Origin of the sequence: Patulibacter defluvii (assembly GCF_034096925.1) — a bacterium.
Taxonomy (GTDB): domain Bacteria; phylum Actinomycetota; class Thermoleophilia; order Solirubrobacterales; family Solirubrobacteraceae; genus Patulibacter; species Patulibacter defluvii.
Genome location: NZ_JAWZSQ010000006.1, coordinates 17,522 through 32,448, shown reverse-complemented (window position 1 = coordinate 32,448; position 14,927 = coordinate 17,522). Strand labels below are relative to the sequence as shown.

The 14,927-nt window shown below is 74.8% G+C and carries 14 protein-coding genes; 6 read left to right on the top strand and 8 right to left on the bottom strand.

From position 1 onward, the window contains the following. Positions 1-417: 417 nt before the first annotated feature. From SH587_RS08155 to SH587_RS08135, 5 genes are all read right to left on the bottom strand, one after another. Positions 418-1,125, bottom strand: coding sequence for a FadR/GntR family transcriptional regulator (locus tag SH587_RS08155; protein WP_320670093.1), 708 nt, complete (start codon positions 1,123-1,125; stop codon positions 418-420). A gap of 139 nt (positions 1,126-1,264) precedes the next feature. Then, positions 1,265-2,773, bottom strand: a complete 1,509-nt coding sequence (gene tcuA / locus SH587_RS08150; protein WP_320670092.1) for an FAD-dependent tricarballylate dehydrogenase TcuA — start codon at positions 2,771-2,773, stop codon at positions 1,265-1,267. A 116-nt stretch (positions 2,774-2,889) separates the two neighbouring features. Beyond that, positions 2,890-4,353, bottom strand: a complete 1,464-nt coding sequence (locus SH587_RS08145; RefSeq protein WP_375341744.1) for an aldehyde dehydrogenase — start codon at positions 4,351-4,353, stop codon at positions 2,890-2,892. A 115-nt stretch (positions 4,354-4,468) separates the two neighbouring features. Next, positions 4,469-6,121 (bottom strand): GMC family oxidoreductase, encoded by a 1,653-nt coding sequence (locus SH587_RS08140; RefSeq protein ID WP_320670090.1) that lies wholly within the window; start codon positions 6,119-6,121, stop codon positions 4,469-4,471. Positions 6,122-6,172: 51 nt separating this feature from the next. Then, positions 6,173-6,724, bottom strand: a complete 552-nt coding sequence (locus SH587_RS08135) for a gluconate 2-dehydrogenase subunit 3 family protein (RefSeq protein WP_320670089.1) — start codon at positions 6,722-6,724, stop codon at positions 6,173-6,175. Positions 6,725-7,003: 279 nt separating this feature from the next. Between SH587_RS08135 and SH587_RS08130 the strand changes: the two genes are divergently transcribed. Genes SH587_RS08130 through SH587_RS08120 form a run of 3 tightly spaced genes read left to right on the top strand, consistent with a single transcriptional unit; the run spans position 7,004 to position 10,006 of the window. After that, a complete protein-coding gene (locus tag SH587_RS08130) occupies positions 7,004-7,483 on the top strand; it encodes a MaoC family dehydratase (RefSeq protein ID WP_320670088.1) in 480 nt (159 codons plus the stop codon). After that, positions 7,483-9,189 (top strand): PHA/PHB synthase family protein, encoded by a 1,707-nt coding sequence (locus tag SH587_RS08125; RefSeq protein ID WP_320670087.1) that lies wholly within the window; start codon positions 7,483-7,485, stop codon positions 9,187-9,189. The genes SH587_RS08130 and SH587_RS08125 overlap by 1 nt, the downstream gene beginning before the upstream one ends. Beyond that, positions 9,173-10,006 (top strand): esterase/lipase family protein, encoded by an 834-nt coding sequence (locus SH587_RS08120; protein ID WP_320670086.1) that lies wholly within the window; start codon positions 9,173-9,175, stop codon positions 10,004-10,006. The genes SH587_RS08125 and SH587_RS08120 overlap by 17 nt, the downstream gene beginning before the upstream one ends. Here SH587_RS08120 and SH587_RS08115 read toward each other — a convergent pair. Beyond that, the gene (locus SH587_RS08115) at positions 9,951-10,988 is read right to left on the bottom strand and encodes an NAD(P)H-dependent flavin oxidoreductase (protein WP_320670085.1); all 1,038 of its coding nucleotides are present in this window, start codon (positions 10,986-10,988) and stop codon (positions 9,951-9,953) included. The two genes, SH587_RS08120 and SH587_RS08115, sit on opposite strands and share 56 nt — an antisense overlap. Before the next feature lie 44 nt (positions 10,989-11,032). Then, positions 11,033-11,653, bottom strand: coding sequence for a GTP cyclohydrolase I (folE, locus tag SH587_RS08110; RefSeq protein ID WP_320670084.1), 621 nt, complete (start codon positions 11,651-11,653; stop codon positions 11,033-11,035). Between the two features lie 63 nt (positions 11,654-11,716). On the opposite strand from folE, the gene SH587_RS08105 reads away from it, so the two are divergent. Both SH587_RS08105 and SH587_RS08100 read left to right on the top strand, forming a co-directional pair. Then, the gene (locus SH587_RS08105) at positions 11,717-12,406 is read left to right on the top strand and encodes a helix-turn-helix transcriptional regulator (protein ID WP_320670083.1); all 690 of its coding nucleotides are present in this window, start codon (positions 11,717-11,719) and stop codon (positions 12,404-12,406) included. A gap of 48 nt (positions 12,407-12,454) precedes the next feature. Continuing rightward, positions 12,455-12,910, top strand: coding sequence for a GNAT family N-acetyltransferase (locus tag SH587_RS08100; RefSeq protein ID WP_320670082.1), 456 nt, complete (start codon positions 12,455-12,457; stop codon positions 12,908-12,910). Here the strand turns inward: SH587_RS08100 and SH587_RS08095 are convergent. Further along, positions 12,883-14,307: an MFS transporter gene (locus tag SH587_RS08095; RefSeq protein ID WP_320670081.1), complete on the bottom strand. Its 1,425-nt coding sequence runs from the start codon at positions 14,305-14,307 to the stop codon at positions 12,883-12,885. The genes SH587_RS08100 and SH587_RS08095 overlap by 28 nt on opposite strands. Before the next feature lie 91 nt (positions 14,308-14,398). Here SH587_RS08095 and SH587_RS08090 point away from each other — a divergent pair, with 91 nt between their 5' ends. Next, a complete protein-coding gene (locus SH587_RS08090) occupies positions 14,399-14,911 on the top strand; it encodes a winged helix-turn-helix transcriptional regulator (protein WP_320670080.1) in 513 nt (170 codons plus the stop codon). The last annotated feature ends 16 nt before the right edge of the window (positions 14,912-14,927 follow it).

Below are 14,927 nucleotides of genomic sequence, written 5' to 3'. Positions count from 1 at the left end.
CGCCCGGCCCCAGCCGCGCGCCCGGCCTCGACATCGCCCCCGACCCCGGTCGACCTCAGACGGCTGACGTCTGATGTCTCACCGAGGACGCACGCCTGCTCGTGCCACCGTTCCATGCCACTCCCTCTCCGTCGTCCTCCGAAACGACCGACATCCATAGGACGTCAGATGTTCTGATGGTATGGCGGTGCGCGCGCCGCCGTCAAGTCGAGTCGCGACGGGCGGTCCGCAGGCCCTGGGGGAGCGAGCTGGCGCGACGCCGCTCGCGGCGCGCCGGCGGCCCCGTGGGGGCGAACGTCGCGCGCCGACCCCGCGCCCCGCCGGCGTGCGACGTTCGCCACCGCCGGCGACGGTCGACGTCGCGCGCCGGCGGGCGGCCGCGCGGCGTGTGACGTTGGCCCCCCGGGGACGGCGGGCCTAGTCGACCGGCTTGCCGCGACGGCGCTTGCCGAGGACGCCGGTCAGGCGCTCGGCGGCGTGCTTCAGCAGCTCCTCCATCGCGGCCACGGCGGCGTCGGCGTCACGCTGCTCGATCGCGTCGTAGAGCCGCTCGTGCAGCGACTGGCCCTCCTCGCGGATGCCGGGCAGGCGCGCGGACTGGCTGAGCGCCTCGCGGAGGGCGTCGAAGAAGGTGCCGTAGAGCTCGGCCAGGACCTCGTTGCGGGTCGCGCGCGAGATCGTCAGATGGAACTCGAGGTCGGCGCGCAGGAACTCGTCGAGGTCGGCGACGTGCTCCTCGCGGGCCCGGAGGCTGGCCTTCAGCTTGCGCAGGTCGGCGGCGGTCCGGCGCTCGGCGGCCAGCCGAACCGTCTCCAGCTCGAGCGCCCGCCGGACCTCGTAGACCTCCTGCACGCGGGCGCGCTGGAGCCGCTTGACCAGCGGCTCGGCCGGCGGCGTCCGCTCGAGCACGAAGGTGCCGTTGCCGGGGCGGACCTCCAGCAGGCCCTCGTGGCCGAGGATCCGGACCGCCTCGCGGACGGTCGAGCGGCCGACGCCGAAGATCTCCTGCAGCTCGGGCTCCGCCGGCAGCTTGCTCCCGACCGGATAGGTGCCCGACGCGATGTGCTCGAGGAGCCGCTCGCGAACCTGCTCGACGAGCGGCCGCCGCGGGATCGTGTCCTTCACGGATTGCTTCCTTGGGCGAGTGACTGGCGCGGGAGCGACAGACACGTGCGAGCGTCTGGTCGCGCCGCGAGTATAGCCATCTGACGAGCAGACGACAGCCGACCCTCCGCGCCGGACCGGCGCGGAGGGTCGAGGGTCCTCAGGAGGCCGCCGGCGCCGCGGCCGAGGCCGCGTCGACCCCCGCCGCCGCCGCGTGCCAGCCGGCCGCCCGGCCGGTCAGCGCGCCGCAGAGCAGGCCGCTGCCCGCCGGGTACTGGTAGTAGAAGAAGCCGCCGGTGGTCTCGCCCGCGGCGTAGAGGCCGGGGATCGGCCGCTCCGACATGTCGAGCACCTGGGCGTCGCGGTTGACCTTCAGTCCGCCGAAGGTGAAGGTGATCCCCGTCACCACCTCGTAGGCCACGAACGGCGGCTGGTCGACGGTCACCGCCCAGTTGCTCTTCGGCGGGTGGATCCCGCTGGTCGCGCGGCCGTCGAGCCGCGAGGGATCGAAGTCGGGGCCGTCGGCCGGCACCGCCGCGTTGTACTCCGCGACCGTCTCCGCCAGCCGGGTCGGGTCGATCCCCAGCCGCCGGGCCAGCTCGTCGAGCGACTCGGCGACGACCGCCGCCTTCGGGTCGTAGCGCTGGTCGACCAGGTCGGAGGTCTTGGCGTCGAAGAGCTGGAAGGCGCGGCCGTAGGGCTGCTCCGAGACCGCCTTGCCCATCGAGACGTACATCTTGGTGTTCCAGTCGGCGCCCTCGTCGATGAACCGCTCGCCGTCGAGGTTGACCGAGATGCTCTGGCTGAAGGAGAGCTTGTTGGTCTCGTCGCTGCTCTCCAGCGTGCCCATCTCCGGCGAGTCGGGATCGATCGGCGAGCAGTGCGCGCCGGCCCAGTGGCCGTAGGGCAGGGCGCCGACGCGGAGCGCCGCGTCCAGCATCTCGCCGGTGTTGTAGCGGACCGCGCGGACCTTGACGACGTTCCAGGCCGGCCCCAGGTAGCGGGAGCGCATCTCGGGGTTGGCCTCGAAGCCGCCCGAGGCGAGCACCACCCGGCCGGGCTCGACGTAGAGCCGGCCCTCGGGGTCGCGGACGCGGACGCCGACGATCTCGCCGACCTCGTCCTGGACCAGGTCCTGGGCGGCGTGCTCGTAGCGGACCTCGACGCCCAGCCGCGCGGCCTCCTCCAGCTCCATCCGCACCAGGCCGGGGCCGCCGCCGGCCGCCTCCAGCAGGATCCCGTCGGCGAAGCCGGTCTCGCGCGCGGTCGGGATGTAGGTCAGCGTCTGCCAGCGGACGCCGTGCTGGGCCAGCCAGTCGATGACGTCGTAGCTCTCGTGGGCGATCCAGTCGGTCAGGTCGAGGTCGGCCTTGCCCTGCGACTTCTGCATCAGGTCGTCGTAGAACCGCTCGGCCGGGTAGGGCAGGATCCGCAGGCCCTGCCACTCGTCCTCGGGCATGTCGGCGAGGAACCGGCGGACCTCGTCCTTCTCCGAGAACCCGAACCGGATCAGGCCCGCGGTGTAGCGGCTGTTGCCGCCGTTCAGCGGCTCCGGCGCCTTCTCCAGCAGGACGACCCGCGCCCCCCGCTCCGCGGCGGCGATCGCCGCCGACAGCCCGGCGTTGCCGCCGCCGACGACGACCACGCGGCCGTTGCTCTTCGGTGTCACCAGTCCTTCTCCCTCTCGATTCCAATAATCATACGTCTGACGTCTGCTGTTTTAGCAAGGCGGTCCGCCCGTCGCAAGCGCGGCGACGGGCGGACCGCGATGCCGGCCCTCGCGGGCTAGCCGAGCTTGAACGGGTCCCGGGTCCCGCCCGACAGCTCGACCCAGACCGCCTTCGTCTGGGTGAAGGCGGCCAGGCTCTCCAGGCCGTTGACGCGGCCGCTGCCGCTCATCCCGTAGCCGCCGAACGGCACCGAGTAGGAGAGCGTGCGGTAGGCGTTGACCCAGACCGTGCCGGCCCGCAGCGCGTGCGCCACCCGGTGGGCCCGCCGCAGGTCGTTGGTCCAGACGGCGCCGGCGAGGCCGAACGCGGAGTCGTTGGCCTCGCGGATCGCCTGCTCCTCGTCGTCGAAGGCGAGCACCGACAGCACCGGGCCGAAGACCTCCTCCTGGGCGATCCGCATGTCGTTGCGGACGCCGGTGAAGATCGTCGGCTCGTAGAAGCAGCCGCGGGCGACCTCCTCGCCCTCCGGACGGCGGCCGCCACAGGCCAGCGTCGCCCCCTCCTCGAGCGCGATCGCGACGTACTGCTCGATCCGGTCCCGCTGCTGGACGAAGGCCACCGGGCCCATCTCCGTCTCCGCCCGCCGCGGGTCGCCGAGCCGGATCGTCCGCGCCCGCTCGACCAGCCGGGCGACCAGCTCGTCGTGGACGTCGCGGTGGACGAAGAGCCGCGAGCCGGCCACGCAGGTCTGCCCGCTGGCGGCGAAGATCCCGGCGATCGCGCCGTTGACGACCGCGTCGAGGTCGGCGTCGGGGAAGACGATGCTCGGCGACTTGCCGCCCAGCTCCAGGGTCAGCTCGGCCAGGTGCTCGGCCGCCGCCTGCATCACCTTGATCCCGGTCGCCGTCGAGCCGGTGAACGAGACCTTGTCGACGCCGGGGTGGGAGACGAGCGCCTGGCCCGTCTCGGGACCGACGCCGCAGATCACGTTGACCACGCCGGGCGGGAAGCCGGCCCGCTCGAACAGCCGCGCCAGCTCCAGGGTCGAGGCCGGCGTCTGCTCGGCCGCCTTGATCACGCAGGTGCAGCCGGCCGCCAGCGCCGGCGCCAGGTTGAGGGTCAGGATCAGCAGCGGCGAGTTCCAGGGGGTGATCGTCGCCACCACCCCCAGCGGCTCCGGCCGGGTGTAGACGAGGAAGTTCGGCTTGTCGGTCGGGATCGTCGCGCCCTGGAGCTTGTCGGCGGCGCCCGCGAAGTAGTGGAACCACTCCGGCAGCGCGGCCAGCTGCCCGGCCGTCTCGCGCAGCAGCTTGCCGTTGTCGGTCGTCTCGATCGCCGCCAGGTGGTCGCCGTTCTCGGCGATCAGGTCGGCCAGCCGCCGCAGGCAGCGGCCGCGCTCGGTGGCGGTCATCCGCCCCCACGGGCCGTGGTCGAAGGCCTCGCGGGCGGCGGCGACCGCGCGATCGACGTCGGCCGGCGCGGCGTCGGGTGCGGTCGCCCAGACCTCGCCGGTGTAGGGATCGATGCTCTCGAAGGTCGTCCCGTCGAGGGCGTCGACCCAGTCGCCGCCGATCAGCATCTGGTACGGGTGGACGGCGACGGGCGCCTGGACTGCGGGGGCGTTCACGGTTCTCCTCGGATCACGGTCGTCGACGACGGCGGCGGGCCACGGGGACCCGCCGCCGCGGCCGGGCTCAGGCCAGGCTCGTCGCCCGGTCGGAGACGATCGAGCGGCCCTCGCTCGTCAGGTAGTCGGCCAGCCGCACGGCCAGCGCGCCGATCGTCGGGGTCGGGTTGACCGCGGCGCTGGTCACGAACGACGAGCCGTCGCAGATGAACAGGTTCGGGACCTCCCACGTCTGGTGCCACTTGTTGGTGACCGACGTCTCGGGGTCGTCGCCCATCCGCGCGGTGCCCATCAGGTGGTACCCGGGCGGCTGGTCGTAGACGCCGGAGTCGAAGATCCGGGTCGCGCCGGCGGCCTCCATCACCTGGCGGCCGCGGTCGATCGAGTCCTGGGCCAGCAGCCGGTCCTGCGGGTGCGCGCGCCAGTGGACCTTCGGCGCCGGCAGCCCGCTGGAGTCGACGACGGTGTCGTCGAGCGTGACCACGTTGGTCTCCAGCGGCAGGTCCTCGCAGAGCCCGACCAGCCAGGCGTGGCGGCCCATCCGCCAGGCGAACTCGTCGTGGTGGTCGGCGCCCCACGGCACCGGGTCGAGGGTCGAGTAGCCGACCGACGCCCAGCCGGCCCCGGTCTGGCGGACCATCAGGTGCATGAAGCCGTTGACGTACCCGCGCGAGGGGTCGGTCTCGTAGAACTCCTGGCTGTGGAGCGGCGCGCCGCGGGCGCCCTTGTAGCTCTCCAGCTGCTCGTCGAAGAAGCCCTCGATCAGGGTCGTCTGGTGGAGCATGAAGTTGCGCCCCAGCTGGCCGTTGGCGTTGGCCAGGCCGTCGGGGTGGCCGGCCTGCTCCGACAGCAGCATCAGCCGCGTGGTGCCGATCGCGTTGCCGGCGACGATCACGATCCGGGCGTCCTGGCGGTGACGCTGGCCGGTCGTCAGGTCGATGTACTCGGCCCCGACCGCCTTGCCGTTCTTGACCACGATCCGCTCGACCCGGCAGTCGGGGCGGATGTCGGCCCCGTTGGCGATCGCCTGCGGCACGTAGGAGAGCGCGCTGTTGCCGATCGAGCCGCGCGGGCAGCCGAGCACGCAGGCACCGCAGTGGTTGCAGCCGAGGCGGCCGTCGTGATCCTCGGTCAGGATCGCGTTGTCCATGTACCACCAGTGCCAGCCGAGCTTCTCGAAGCCCTGGGCGAGCTTGCGACCGGCCTTGCCGATCGGCACGTGCGGCAGCGCGTGGGCGTTGGCACGCGGCGGGTAGGCCGGGTCGCCGGGCCAGCCGGCGACGCCCATCTCGTTCTGGTTGATGTCGTAGTAGGGCGCCAGGTCCTCGTAGCTGATCGGCCAGTCGGGGGCCAGCCCGTGCTCGGTGCCCTTGCGGAAGTCGCACGGCCGGAAGCGCGGGAAGTGCGCCGACCAGTGGTTGAGGCTGCCGCCGATCGCGTTCATCACGCGGATGCTGGTGTCGTCGTCGCCGACGACCGGGTAGTCCTCGGGCCACTGGCGGACGTTCGGATGGATGTTCCAGCTGCGCAGCCGGTGCCACTCCCACTCCTCGGAGAAGTGGGGCATCTCCATCGGGTGGATCTTCTTGCCCTGCTCCAGGCAGACCACCTTGATGCCCTTGTCGCTCAGGCGCTTGACGAGCGCGCCGCCCGCCATCCCGCACCCGATCACGAGGGCGTCGACCTCCGGCGTCGGCGTCCGCCGCACGTCCATCGTCATTCTCTCTCTCCCTGCTGCTCGTTCGGTCGTTGCTGAGTCGCTGCGCGCGGCTCAGGTGAAGGTCGTCGCCGAGTTGCCCTGGCGGGCGCTGGCTCCGGCCCGGACCCGGGCCTCGGCCTCCTCGTGGCCGGCCAGCCCGCCGAGGTCGAGCGGCCGCATCTGCTCGGTCGGCGTGTAGCCGCCGAGGCCGTGGGGCACCGGGTCCTCGTCGCGGCTGAGCTCGTAGCCGCGTGGCTGCGGCGGGCTGATGTAGTCGGTGCCGAGCACCTCGTTGAGCGCCTCCACCACCGACGGGCGGCTGTAGTACCCGAAGTAGACGAACTCGAGCAGCGCCCGGAAGAGCCGCGGCTGCTGCTGCTCGAGCGCGGTCAGCGCGGCGACCCGCTGGGCGCCGTCGGCCTCGGCCATCGCGACCCCGGCGTGGTCGGCGAGGGCGTCGAGCGCGACCCGCGCGCGGGCGGCGTCGGGCGCGGCGCCGAGCACCCGCTGGAAGAACAGCTCGATCCCGGTCTCGCTCGGGCGCGGCCAGCCGTTGCGTCCGGGGATCATCTCGTCGGCCAGTCCGACGAGCCCGTCGTAGTCGTGTGGTGCAAGCTCCGTCACGTGCGTCTCCTTGTCAACAGACGTCTGATGGTTCGACCATACGATGACCGAGGCTCCCTTGTCAACCGGGACGATCGGACGTCCGGGTGGCGGATTGCCGTTCGTTGGCCCCTCGTCGCCGCCGGAACGCCGCCGCCCGCGGGCCCCGACCGATCGGGGGGACGGTGGAGACGCCCGTGTGCCCGGCGCATGCGCGGATGCGGGATCGGTGTGGCCGCGTCCGATTGCATCCCGTCGGACCGTGGTCATCCTCCGTCTGACCCGACCGAAGAGGCAGCCATGTCGAGCACACCCCACCGTGCCGCCCTCAGCGTCCAGCAGCTCTCCGAGCGCGTCGGCGAGGAGCTGGGCGTCAGCTCGTGGCGCGAGGTGTCCCAGGCCACCGTCGACGCCTTCGCCGAGGTCACCGGCGACCACCAGTGGATCCACACCGATCCCGAGCGGGCCGCCAGCGGCCCCTTCGGCGGCACGATCGCGCACGGCTACCTGACGCTCGCGCTGGCCCCGGTGCTGTTCGACGAGATCCTCGCCCTCGACCACTTCCCGATGTCGATGAACTACGGCCTCGACCGGCTGCGGTTCGTCGCCCCGCTGGCCGTCGGCAGCCGGATCCGGCTGCGGGCCCGGCTCGACGCCGTCGACCCGATCCCCGGCGGCGCCACGCTCAAGCTGACGCTGACCTTCGAGGCCGACGGCAGCGACAAGCCGGTCTGCGTCGCCCAGCCGCTCTACCGCGTCCTCGAGCAGCTGCCGGGCTGATGGCCACCACCGAACCGCACGCCGACGCGCGCCGACGCGGGGGCCGCGCCGCCCTCGACGTGCTGCTGACCGAGACCACGTCGTTCGGCGGCGCCTCGCGCTTCGTGCAGCCGGCCGCCGCCGCCCGCACCGTCGCCGGCCTCGCCCGCCAGCCCGGCCGCGCCGCCCGCCGGGCCGCGGGCCTCGGCGGCGAGCTGAGCCGGATCGCGCGCGGCCGTTCGCAGCTGGCGCCGGCCAAGGGCGACCGCCGCTTCGGCGACCGCGCCTGGCAGGAGAACTGGATGCTGCGGCGGCTGCTGCAGTCCTACCTGGCCGTCGGCGACGCGCTCGACGGGCTGATCAGCGACGCCGACCTCGACTGGCGGGCCGAGCGCCAGGCGCGGTTCATGGCCAGCAACCTGATGGACGCGTTCGCGCCGACCAACTTCCCGCTCACCAACCCGGCGGTGCTGAAGGAGACGATCGACCGCGGCGGCGCCAACCTGGTGATCGGCGGCCGGCGGCTGCTGCGCGACGTCTCGCGCTCGCCGCGGCTGCCGGCGACGGTCGACACCAGCCGCTTCGAGGTCGGCGGCAACCTGGCCCTGACCCCCGGCTCGATCGTCCTCCACACCGAGGTCTTCGAGCTGATCCAGTACGCCCCGACGACCGAGACCGTCCACGAGCGGCCGCTGCTGATCGTCCCGCCGACGATCAACAAGTACTACGTGCTCGACATGGCGCCCGGCCGCAGCATCGTCGAGCACCTGGTGGCCCAGGGCCAGCAGGTCTTCATGATCTCGTGGCGCAACCCCGACGCCGACCACGCCCACTTCGACTTCGACACCTACGCCGCCGCGGTGCTGGAGGCGCGCCAGGCGGTCGCCTCGATCAGCGAGCAGCAGTCGGTCCACGTCGCCGCCGCCTGCTCGGGCGGGATCCTCAGCGCCGGGGCCGTCGGCCACCTGGCCGCCAGCGGCCGGCTCGGCGACGTCGCCAGCCTGACGCTGATGGTCTGCGCGCTCGACAACCGCCAGGCCGGGACCACCGCCGCCTTCACCAGCCGCCAGGTCGCCGCCGCCGCGATGGCCGAGTCGGCCCGCAAGGGCTACCTCGACGGCCGCTCGCTGGCCGGGGTCTTCGCCTGGCTGCGGCCGAACGACATGATCTGGGGCTACGTGGTCAACAACTACCTGCTCGGCAAGGCCCCGCCGGCCTTCGACATCCTCTACTGGAACCAGGACACGGTCCGACTGGCCGCCGGCCTCCACCGCGACTTCATCCAGCTGGCGCTGGAGAACGACCTGGTCACCGCCGGCGCGCGGACGGTCCTCGGGACCCCGGTCTCGCTGGCCGACGTCGAGCTCGACAGCTACGTGGTGGCCGGCAGCAACGACCACATCGTGCCGTGGGAGAACGCCTACCGCAGCACCCAGGTGCTCGGCGGGCGGCCGCGGTTCGTGCTCTCCACCAGCGGCCACATCCAGGCCCTGATCAACCCGCCGTCGCCGGACAGCCGGTCGAGCTACCGGGTCTCCGAAGAGCACCCGCCCGAGCCCGAGCAGTGGCAGGAGCAGGCGGCCAAGAAGCGCGGCAGCTGGTGGCCGGACTACGTCGCCTGGCTGGCCGAGCGCTCGGGCGACCAGCGGCCGGCGCCGACCGCGCTCGGCAACGACGACTACCGCGCGACGGCCAAGGCCCCGGGGATCTATGTCCACGCCAACTGACGGTCCCGACGCCTGGTGGGGGCACCACCTGGCCGAGCTGCGCTGGACGCTGGAGAGCTGGACGCTGGCGCTGGACCCGATCTATCTGCGACTGCAGGGCGTGCCGCGCGGCGACGGCCGGCCGGTGGTGCTAGTGCCCGGCTTCGGGGCCGGCGACTACACGATGAACGCGATGCGGATCTGGCTGCGGCGGCTGGGCTACCGGCCGAGCGTGGCCGGCTTCGTGACCAACACCGACTGCTCGGCGCGCGGCTACGAGCGGGTGGTGCGGGCCGTCGAGCGGGCCCACCGCCGGCACGGCCGGCGGGTGGCGGTGATCGGCCACAGCCGCGGCGGCCACTACGTCCGCGGGCTGGCCGCGGCCCGTCCCGACGTGGTCTCGCACGGGATCTCGCTCGGCTCCGACCTGCAGGGGATGCTCGGCATCAGCGTGCCGACGATGCGGGCGGTCGCCGCCACCCGCACGCTGCTGCGGCTGACCGGCCGGGCGCCGCAGCGGAGCTGCTTCACCCACGCCTGCGACTGCGGGTTCGGCCGCAGCTTCCGGCAGCCGCTCGACCCGGCGGTGCGGATGAGCAGCATCTACTCGCGCGGCGACGGCGTCGTCCGCTGGCAGGGGGCGGTGATCCCCGACGCCGAGTGCATCGAGGTCACCGGCAGCCACATCGGGCTGATCTACAACCGCGAGGTCTACCGCCAGATCGGCCGGCTGCTGGCCGTCCCCGAGCTGCCGCTGCCGGACGGCGACCTGCGGGTGCGGGTCAACGGCGCGGCGGGTCGACGGCGGGCGCCCGACTCGCCGCCGGCGCCGGCGTGAGCGCCCGCACCACCTGCGCCGCCGGCACGATCGCGTCGATCCGGCCGACCCCCTGGCCGGCGTAGAGCGGCGTTCGCTCGACCAGCGCATCGGGGCCGCCGCCGGCCAGCGCCGGGCCCGGCGTCAGCAGCGGCACGGCGGGCCGCTGCAGCCGCGGCGCCAGCTCCATCGCCGCCAGCGGCAGCAGCCGCCCGACCGGGCCGGTGGCCAGGCCCAGCGCCCGCACCGCCGCCGGACCGCGGTCGTCGCGGCGGCACCAGCGGTCGGTGGCGGCGTTGACCAGCACCCGGTGGCGCATCGGCCAGCCGACGCCGAAGAGCAGCGTGTCGATCGTCCGCTCGCCGGCGACCAGCGCCCGCTTGTAGGCCGGGTGGGCGCGCGACTCGTCGGTGGCCAGGAAGCGGGTGCCGACGACCACCGCGTCGGCGCCCTCGGCCAGCGCCGCGGCCACGTCGTCGCCGTCGACGACCCCGCCGGCGGCCAGCACCGGGGTCGCGTCGGGCAGCGCCGCGCGGACGGCGGCGACCGCGGCGGCGCGCGGCGCGGTGGCGTAGGTGTGGCCGCCCGCCTCGAGCCCCTGGACGATCACCCCGGCGACCCCGTCGCCGAGCGCCCGCCGGGCCTCGACCGCGGTGCCGACCTGCTGGAGGACCACGATCCCGGCCGCCCGCAGCGCGGCGACCACCCGCGGCGCGAAGCCGCCGTGGAGGACCACCAGCGCGGCGCCGCCCTCGACGCAGGCCCGCACGTGGGCGCGACGCAGGAACGGCACCAGCAGGTTGGCCGCCACCGGCCGGGCGCCGGCCAGCCCGCGGGCGGCGCGCAGCTCGGCGGCGAAGGCCCGCGGCGGCATGATCCCGACCGTCCCCAGCGCCCCGGCGGCCGAGACGGCCGCGGCCAGCGGCGCGGTCGAGAGGCCGCCGCCCATCCCCGCCTGGACCAGCGGGTGCTCGAGGCCGATCCGCTCGCGCCAGCCGCTCATGGTCCGACCCTACGCCGGCGGCGCGGCGCGACGGTGGGCGCTCGTCACCGCAGGGCGCCGCCGGTCTGGGCCCGGAACTCGGCCCGCAGCTCGGGATCGTCGCGGAGCGCGCCGCGGAGGTCGGCGGTGGCGGTGCTCGACCCGCGGGCGCGGGCGCCGCGGACGGTCATGCAGAGGTGCTCGGCCTGCAGCACCACCCCGACCCCGCGCGGATCCAGCTCCTGCTCGATCCAGCCGGCGACCTGCGCGGTCAGCCGCTCCTGGGTCTGGAGCCCGCGGGCGAACCAGTCGACGACCCGCGCCAGCTTGCTGAGGCCGACGATCCGCGCGCCCGGCAGGTAGGCGACGTGGGCGACGCCGTGGAAGGGCAGCAGGTGGTGCATGCAGAGCGACTGGAAGGGGATCTCGCGCGCGACCACCAGCCCGTCGTAGCCCTCCTCGTTGGGGAAGGTGGTGGCGACGAACGGCTTCGGGGTCAGCAGCTCGGCGAAGGCCGCGGCCACCCGCCGCGGGGTCTCGCGGACGCCGTCGCCGGCGGGGTCGACGCCGAGCGCGGCCAGCAGGTCGACGACCGCACGCTCGGCGGCCGCCTGGTCGACCGGTGGTGGACCGGCGGCCGACCAGGCCGACGCCGTGGGGGTGCTGCCTGCGGGACCGGGATGCATCGCCGATCGACGGTAGGCCGCCGTCCGGTGGATGTCAAGAATCATTGGCGTTAGAATCGCCCCGTGTCCGATCCCGGCCTCGACGCGATCGCCGCCCTCGGTGGCCTGGCCGACCCGATCCGCCGCCGGCTCTACGACGCGGTCGCCGCCGCGCCGGAGCCGATCGGCCGCGGCGAGGCGGCCGCCGCGGCGGGGATCTCGCGCACGCTCGCCGCCTACCACCTGGACCGCCTGGCCAAGGACGGGCTGCTGGTCGTCTCCTACGCGCGCCGCAGCGGCCGCAGCGGTCCCGGAGCCGGCCGGCCGGCGAAGCTCTACGCCCGGGCCGCGACCGAGTTCGCCGCCACCGTCCCGCCGCGCGACTACGGCCTGGCCGCGCTGCTGCTGGCCGAGGCCGCCGCCGGCGACGACAGCGGCGCCACCGAGCGCTCCCTGACCACCGCCGCCACCCGGCTCGGGCGCGAGCTGGCCGCGGCCGACCCGCCGCCGGCCTCGATCGCCGACGCGCTCCGCGGCCGCGGCTACGAGCCCTACGACGACGACGGCACCGTGCGGCTGCGCAACTGCCCCTTCCACGCCGCCGCCCGCCGCCATCCGGCGATCGTCTGCGGGATGAACCTGGCCCTGATCGAGGGCCTGGCCGACGGCCTCGGCTGCGGCGCCCGCCCGCGGCTCGATCCCGGGCCCGACCGCTGCTGCGTGGCGCTCGACCGCGAGCCGGACGGCCCGCCGGCCGACGCGCCGCGGCGCTAGACGATCCGTCGCCGCCCGTCGCCCGGCGACGGCCGCGAGACTGCGTCCATGAGCCACCCGATCCGTCCGCTGGCCGACCGCGACCGCTCCGCCTGGGACCGGCTCTGGGCCGGCTACCTGGCCTTCTACCGCCAGTCGCTGCCGGCGGCGACCAGCGACGAGACGTTCCGCCGGCTGCTGGCGGGCGAGCAGGGGATGTTCGCCTTCGTCGCCGTCGACGAGGACGATCGGCCGATCGGGCTGGTCCACGCGCTGCTGCACGCGTCGACCTGGGCGCCGGGCGGCGTTTGCTACCTGCAGGACCTGTTCGTCGACCCCGACGCCCGCGGCGGCGACGTCGCCCGGCGGCTGATCGAGGCGGTCGCGGACGAGGCCGGGCACCGCGGCGCGGTCCGGGTCTACTGGCGCACCCAGCAGTACAACGGCCGCGCCCGCAGCCTCTACGACCGGGTCGCGCGGCTCTCCTCGATGGTCACCTACGAGCGCGACCTGCCGGCCGACTGAGGCCGGGCGAGCGCAGCGAGCGCCGCGGCCAGCAGGCAGAGCCCGGCCGCCACCGCGGCCGCCAGGTTCCAGCCGTCGGCCATCCCCGCCCCGTGGCCGCCGCCGGCGTCGACCAGCGCGACCACCATCGCCACCCCCGCCGCGCCGCCGAAGTAGCGGGCGGTGTTGTTGGCCCCGGCCCCCATCGCCGCGCGGTCGGCGGGCACCGACTCGACCGCCACCCGCCCGAGCGCGGCGTTGCCGATCCCGCTGCCGACGCCGGCCACCACCAGGCCGGGCAGCAGCCGCGTCCAGGGATCGCCGGCGGCGACCCCGGTCAGCGCCGCCAGCCCGACGGCGCAGATCAGGAAGGCGAGGATCAGCCGGTGGCGCCCGTCGAGCCGCACCGGCAGCCGCCGCGAGCCCCACGCCACCACCGCGCTGGTCGCCGACCAGCAGGCGAGCACCGCCGCGCTGCCGATCCCCGACCAGCCGAGCCCGGCCTGGCCGAAGGTCGGCAGGAAGCTCATCAGCGCGATCAGCGCCAGCCCGATGAAGAGCGCGCCGCTGGTGGCGACCACGAACAGCGGCCGGCGGAAGAGGCCGAGATCGAGCAGCGGCGGCCGGCGGCGGCGCTCGACGGTGGCGAAGACAACCAGCAGCAGCACGCCGGCCGCCAGCAGCGCGAGCGTCGCACCGTCGGTCCAGCCCGAGCGACCGCGGATCACGCCGGCCGAGAGCAGGCCCATCCCGGCCGCCAGCGTCGCCACGCCCGGCAGGTCGATCGGCGACGGCCGCGCCGCCCGCGACTCGGCCACCGTCAGCGCTGCGGCGGCCAGCGCCAGCCCGCCGAGCGCCTCCAGCCCGTGGACCGCCCGCCAGCCGCCGACCAGCTCCAGCCCCGAGCCGACCAGCGGCCCGATCGCGATCCCGGCGCCGACCATCGCGCCCCAGATCCCGGTCGCGCGGGTGCGGGCGGCGGGCGCGGGGAAGGCGTGGCCGATCAGGCCGAGGCTGGCCGCGACCACGCCGGCCCCGCCGACGCCCTGGAGCACGCGGGCGACGACCAGCACCGGCATCGACCAGGCGACGGTGGCCAGCAGCGACGCGCCGGCGAGGAACAGCGCCCCCAGCACCAGCGCCCGCCGGCGCCCGAAGTCGTCGGCCAACGCGCCGGCCACCAGCAGCGCGGCGGCCAGCCCCAGACTCATGCCGCTGAGCGCCCAGGTGCGGCCGTCGACCCCGCCGCCGAGGCCCGCGGAGGCCGGGGCGACGGTGGTGGTGATCGACGTGAACGCGATCAGGACCAGCAGCGTGCCGGCGGCGCCGACGGCCAGCGTCCGCGCGGGCGAGCTGACCGCGACCGCGCTCGCGGCCCGGCCGGGCGCCTGCTCGATCCCGCTGGTCGTCGCCTCCACGCTCGCGTCCTCGGTTCGCTGAACGAACTGCGCGCGGACGCTAGCAGAAGATCGGTTCGGTCACCGAACCATCAGCTACGATCGAGGGAGGATGCTGCCCAACCGCTACGAGACCCAAGCCTGCGCCGCCGCCCGGGCGCTGGAGATCGTCGGCGAGCGCTGGACGCTGCTGATCGTCCGCGACGCCTTCTTCGGCGTCCGCCGCTTCAGCGACTTCGCCGTCCACCTGGACGTGCCGCGGGCCGTCCTCAGCGAGCGGCTGCGGTCGCTGGTGCAGGACGGGGTCCTGGCCCGCGAGCCCGACCCCGAGCACCCCAGCCGCCACCACTACCGGCTGACCGCGGCCGGCCGCGACCTTTGGCCGGTGCTGCACGCGCTCGTCACCTGGGGCGGCACCCACCGAGTCGACGGCCCGACCAGCCGCCGCTTCACCCACGCCGCCTGCGGCAGCGAGCTGGGCCCGCACGCCCGCTGCCCCGCCTGCGACCTGACGCCCGAGCCGGAGGAGGTGCTGACCGCCGCCCGCCCCGGCGTCCGCCCGCTGCGCGACGACCCGGTGACCCAGGCGCTGCAGCCCCCGCGGCGGCTGCTGACCCCGCTCTAGGCGACCGGCGGGCGAC

Excerpts from the sequence above, each read along its gene's own strand:
- SH587_RS08145 (WP_375341744.1), bottom strand. The coding sequence starts at position 4,353 with ATGCTGATCGGCGGCGACTGGGTCGACGCCCTCGACGGGACGACCTTC.
- SH587_RS08090 (WP_320670080.1), top strand. The coding sequence starts at position 14,399 with ATGCTGCCCAACCGCTACGAGACCCAAGCCTGCGCCGCCGCCCGGGCG.
- folE (WP_320670084.1), bottom strand. The coding sequence starts at position 11,653 with ATGCATCCCGGTCCCGCAGGCAGCACCCCCACGGCGTCGGCCTGGTCG.
- SH587_RS08130 (WP_320670088.1), top strand. The coding sequence starts at position 7,004 with ATGTCGAGCACACCCCACCGTGCCGCCCTCAGCGTCCAGCAGCTCTCC.
- SH587_RS08125 (WP_320670087.1), top strand. The coding sequence starts at position 7,483 with ATGGCCACCACCGAACCGCACGCCGACGCGCGCCGACGCGGGGGCCGC.
- SH587_RS08100 (WP_320670082.1), top strand. The coding sequence starts at position 12,455 with ATGAGCCACCCGATCCGTCCGCTGGCCGACCGCGACCGCTCCGCCTGG.
- SH587_RS08115 (WP_320670085.1), bottom strand. The coding sequence starts at position 10,988 with ATGAGCGGCTGGCGCGAGCGGATCGGCCTCGAGCACCCGCTGGTCCAG.
- SH587_RS08120 (WP_320670086.1), top strand. The coding sequence starts at position 9,173 with ATGTCCACGCCAACTGACGGTCCCGACGCCTGGTGGGGGCACCACCTG.
- SH587_RS08140 (WP_320670090.1), bottom strand. The coding sequence starts at position 6,121 with ATGACGATGGACGTGCGGCGGACGCCGACGCCGGAGGTCGACGCCCTC.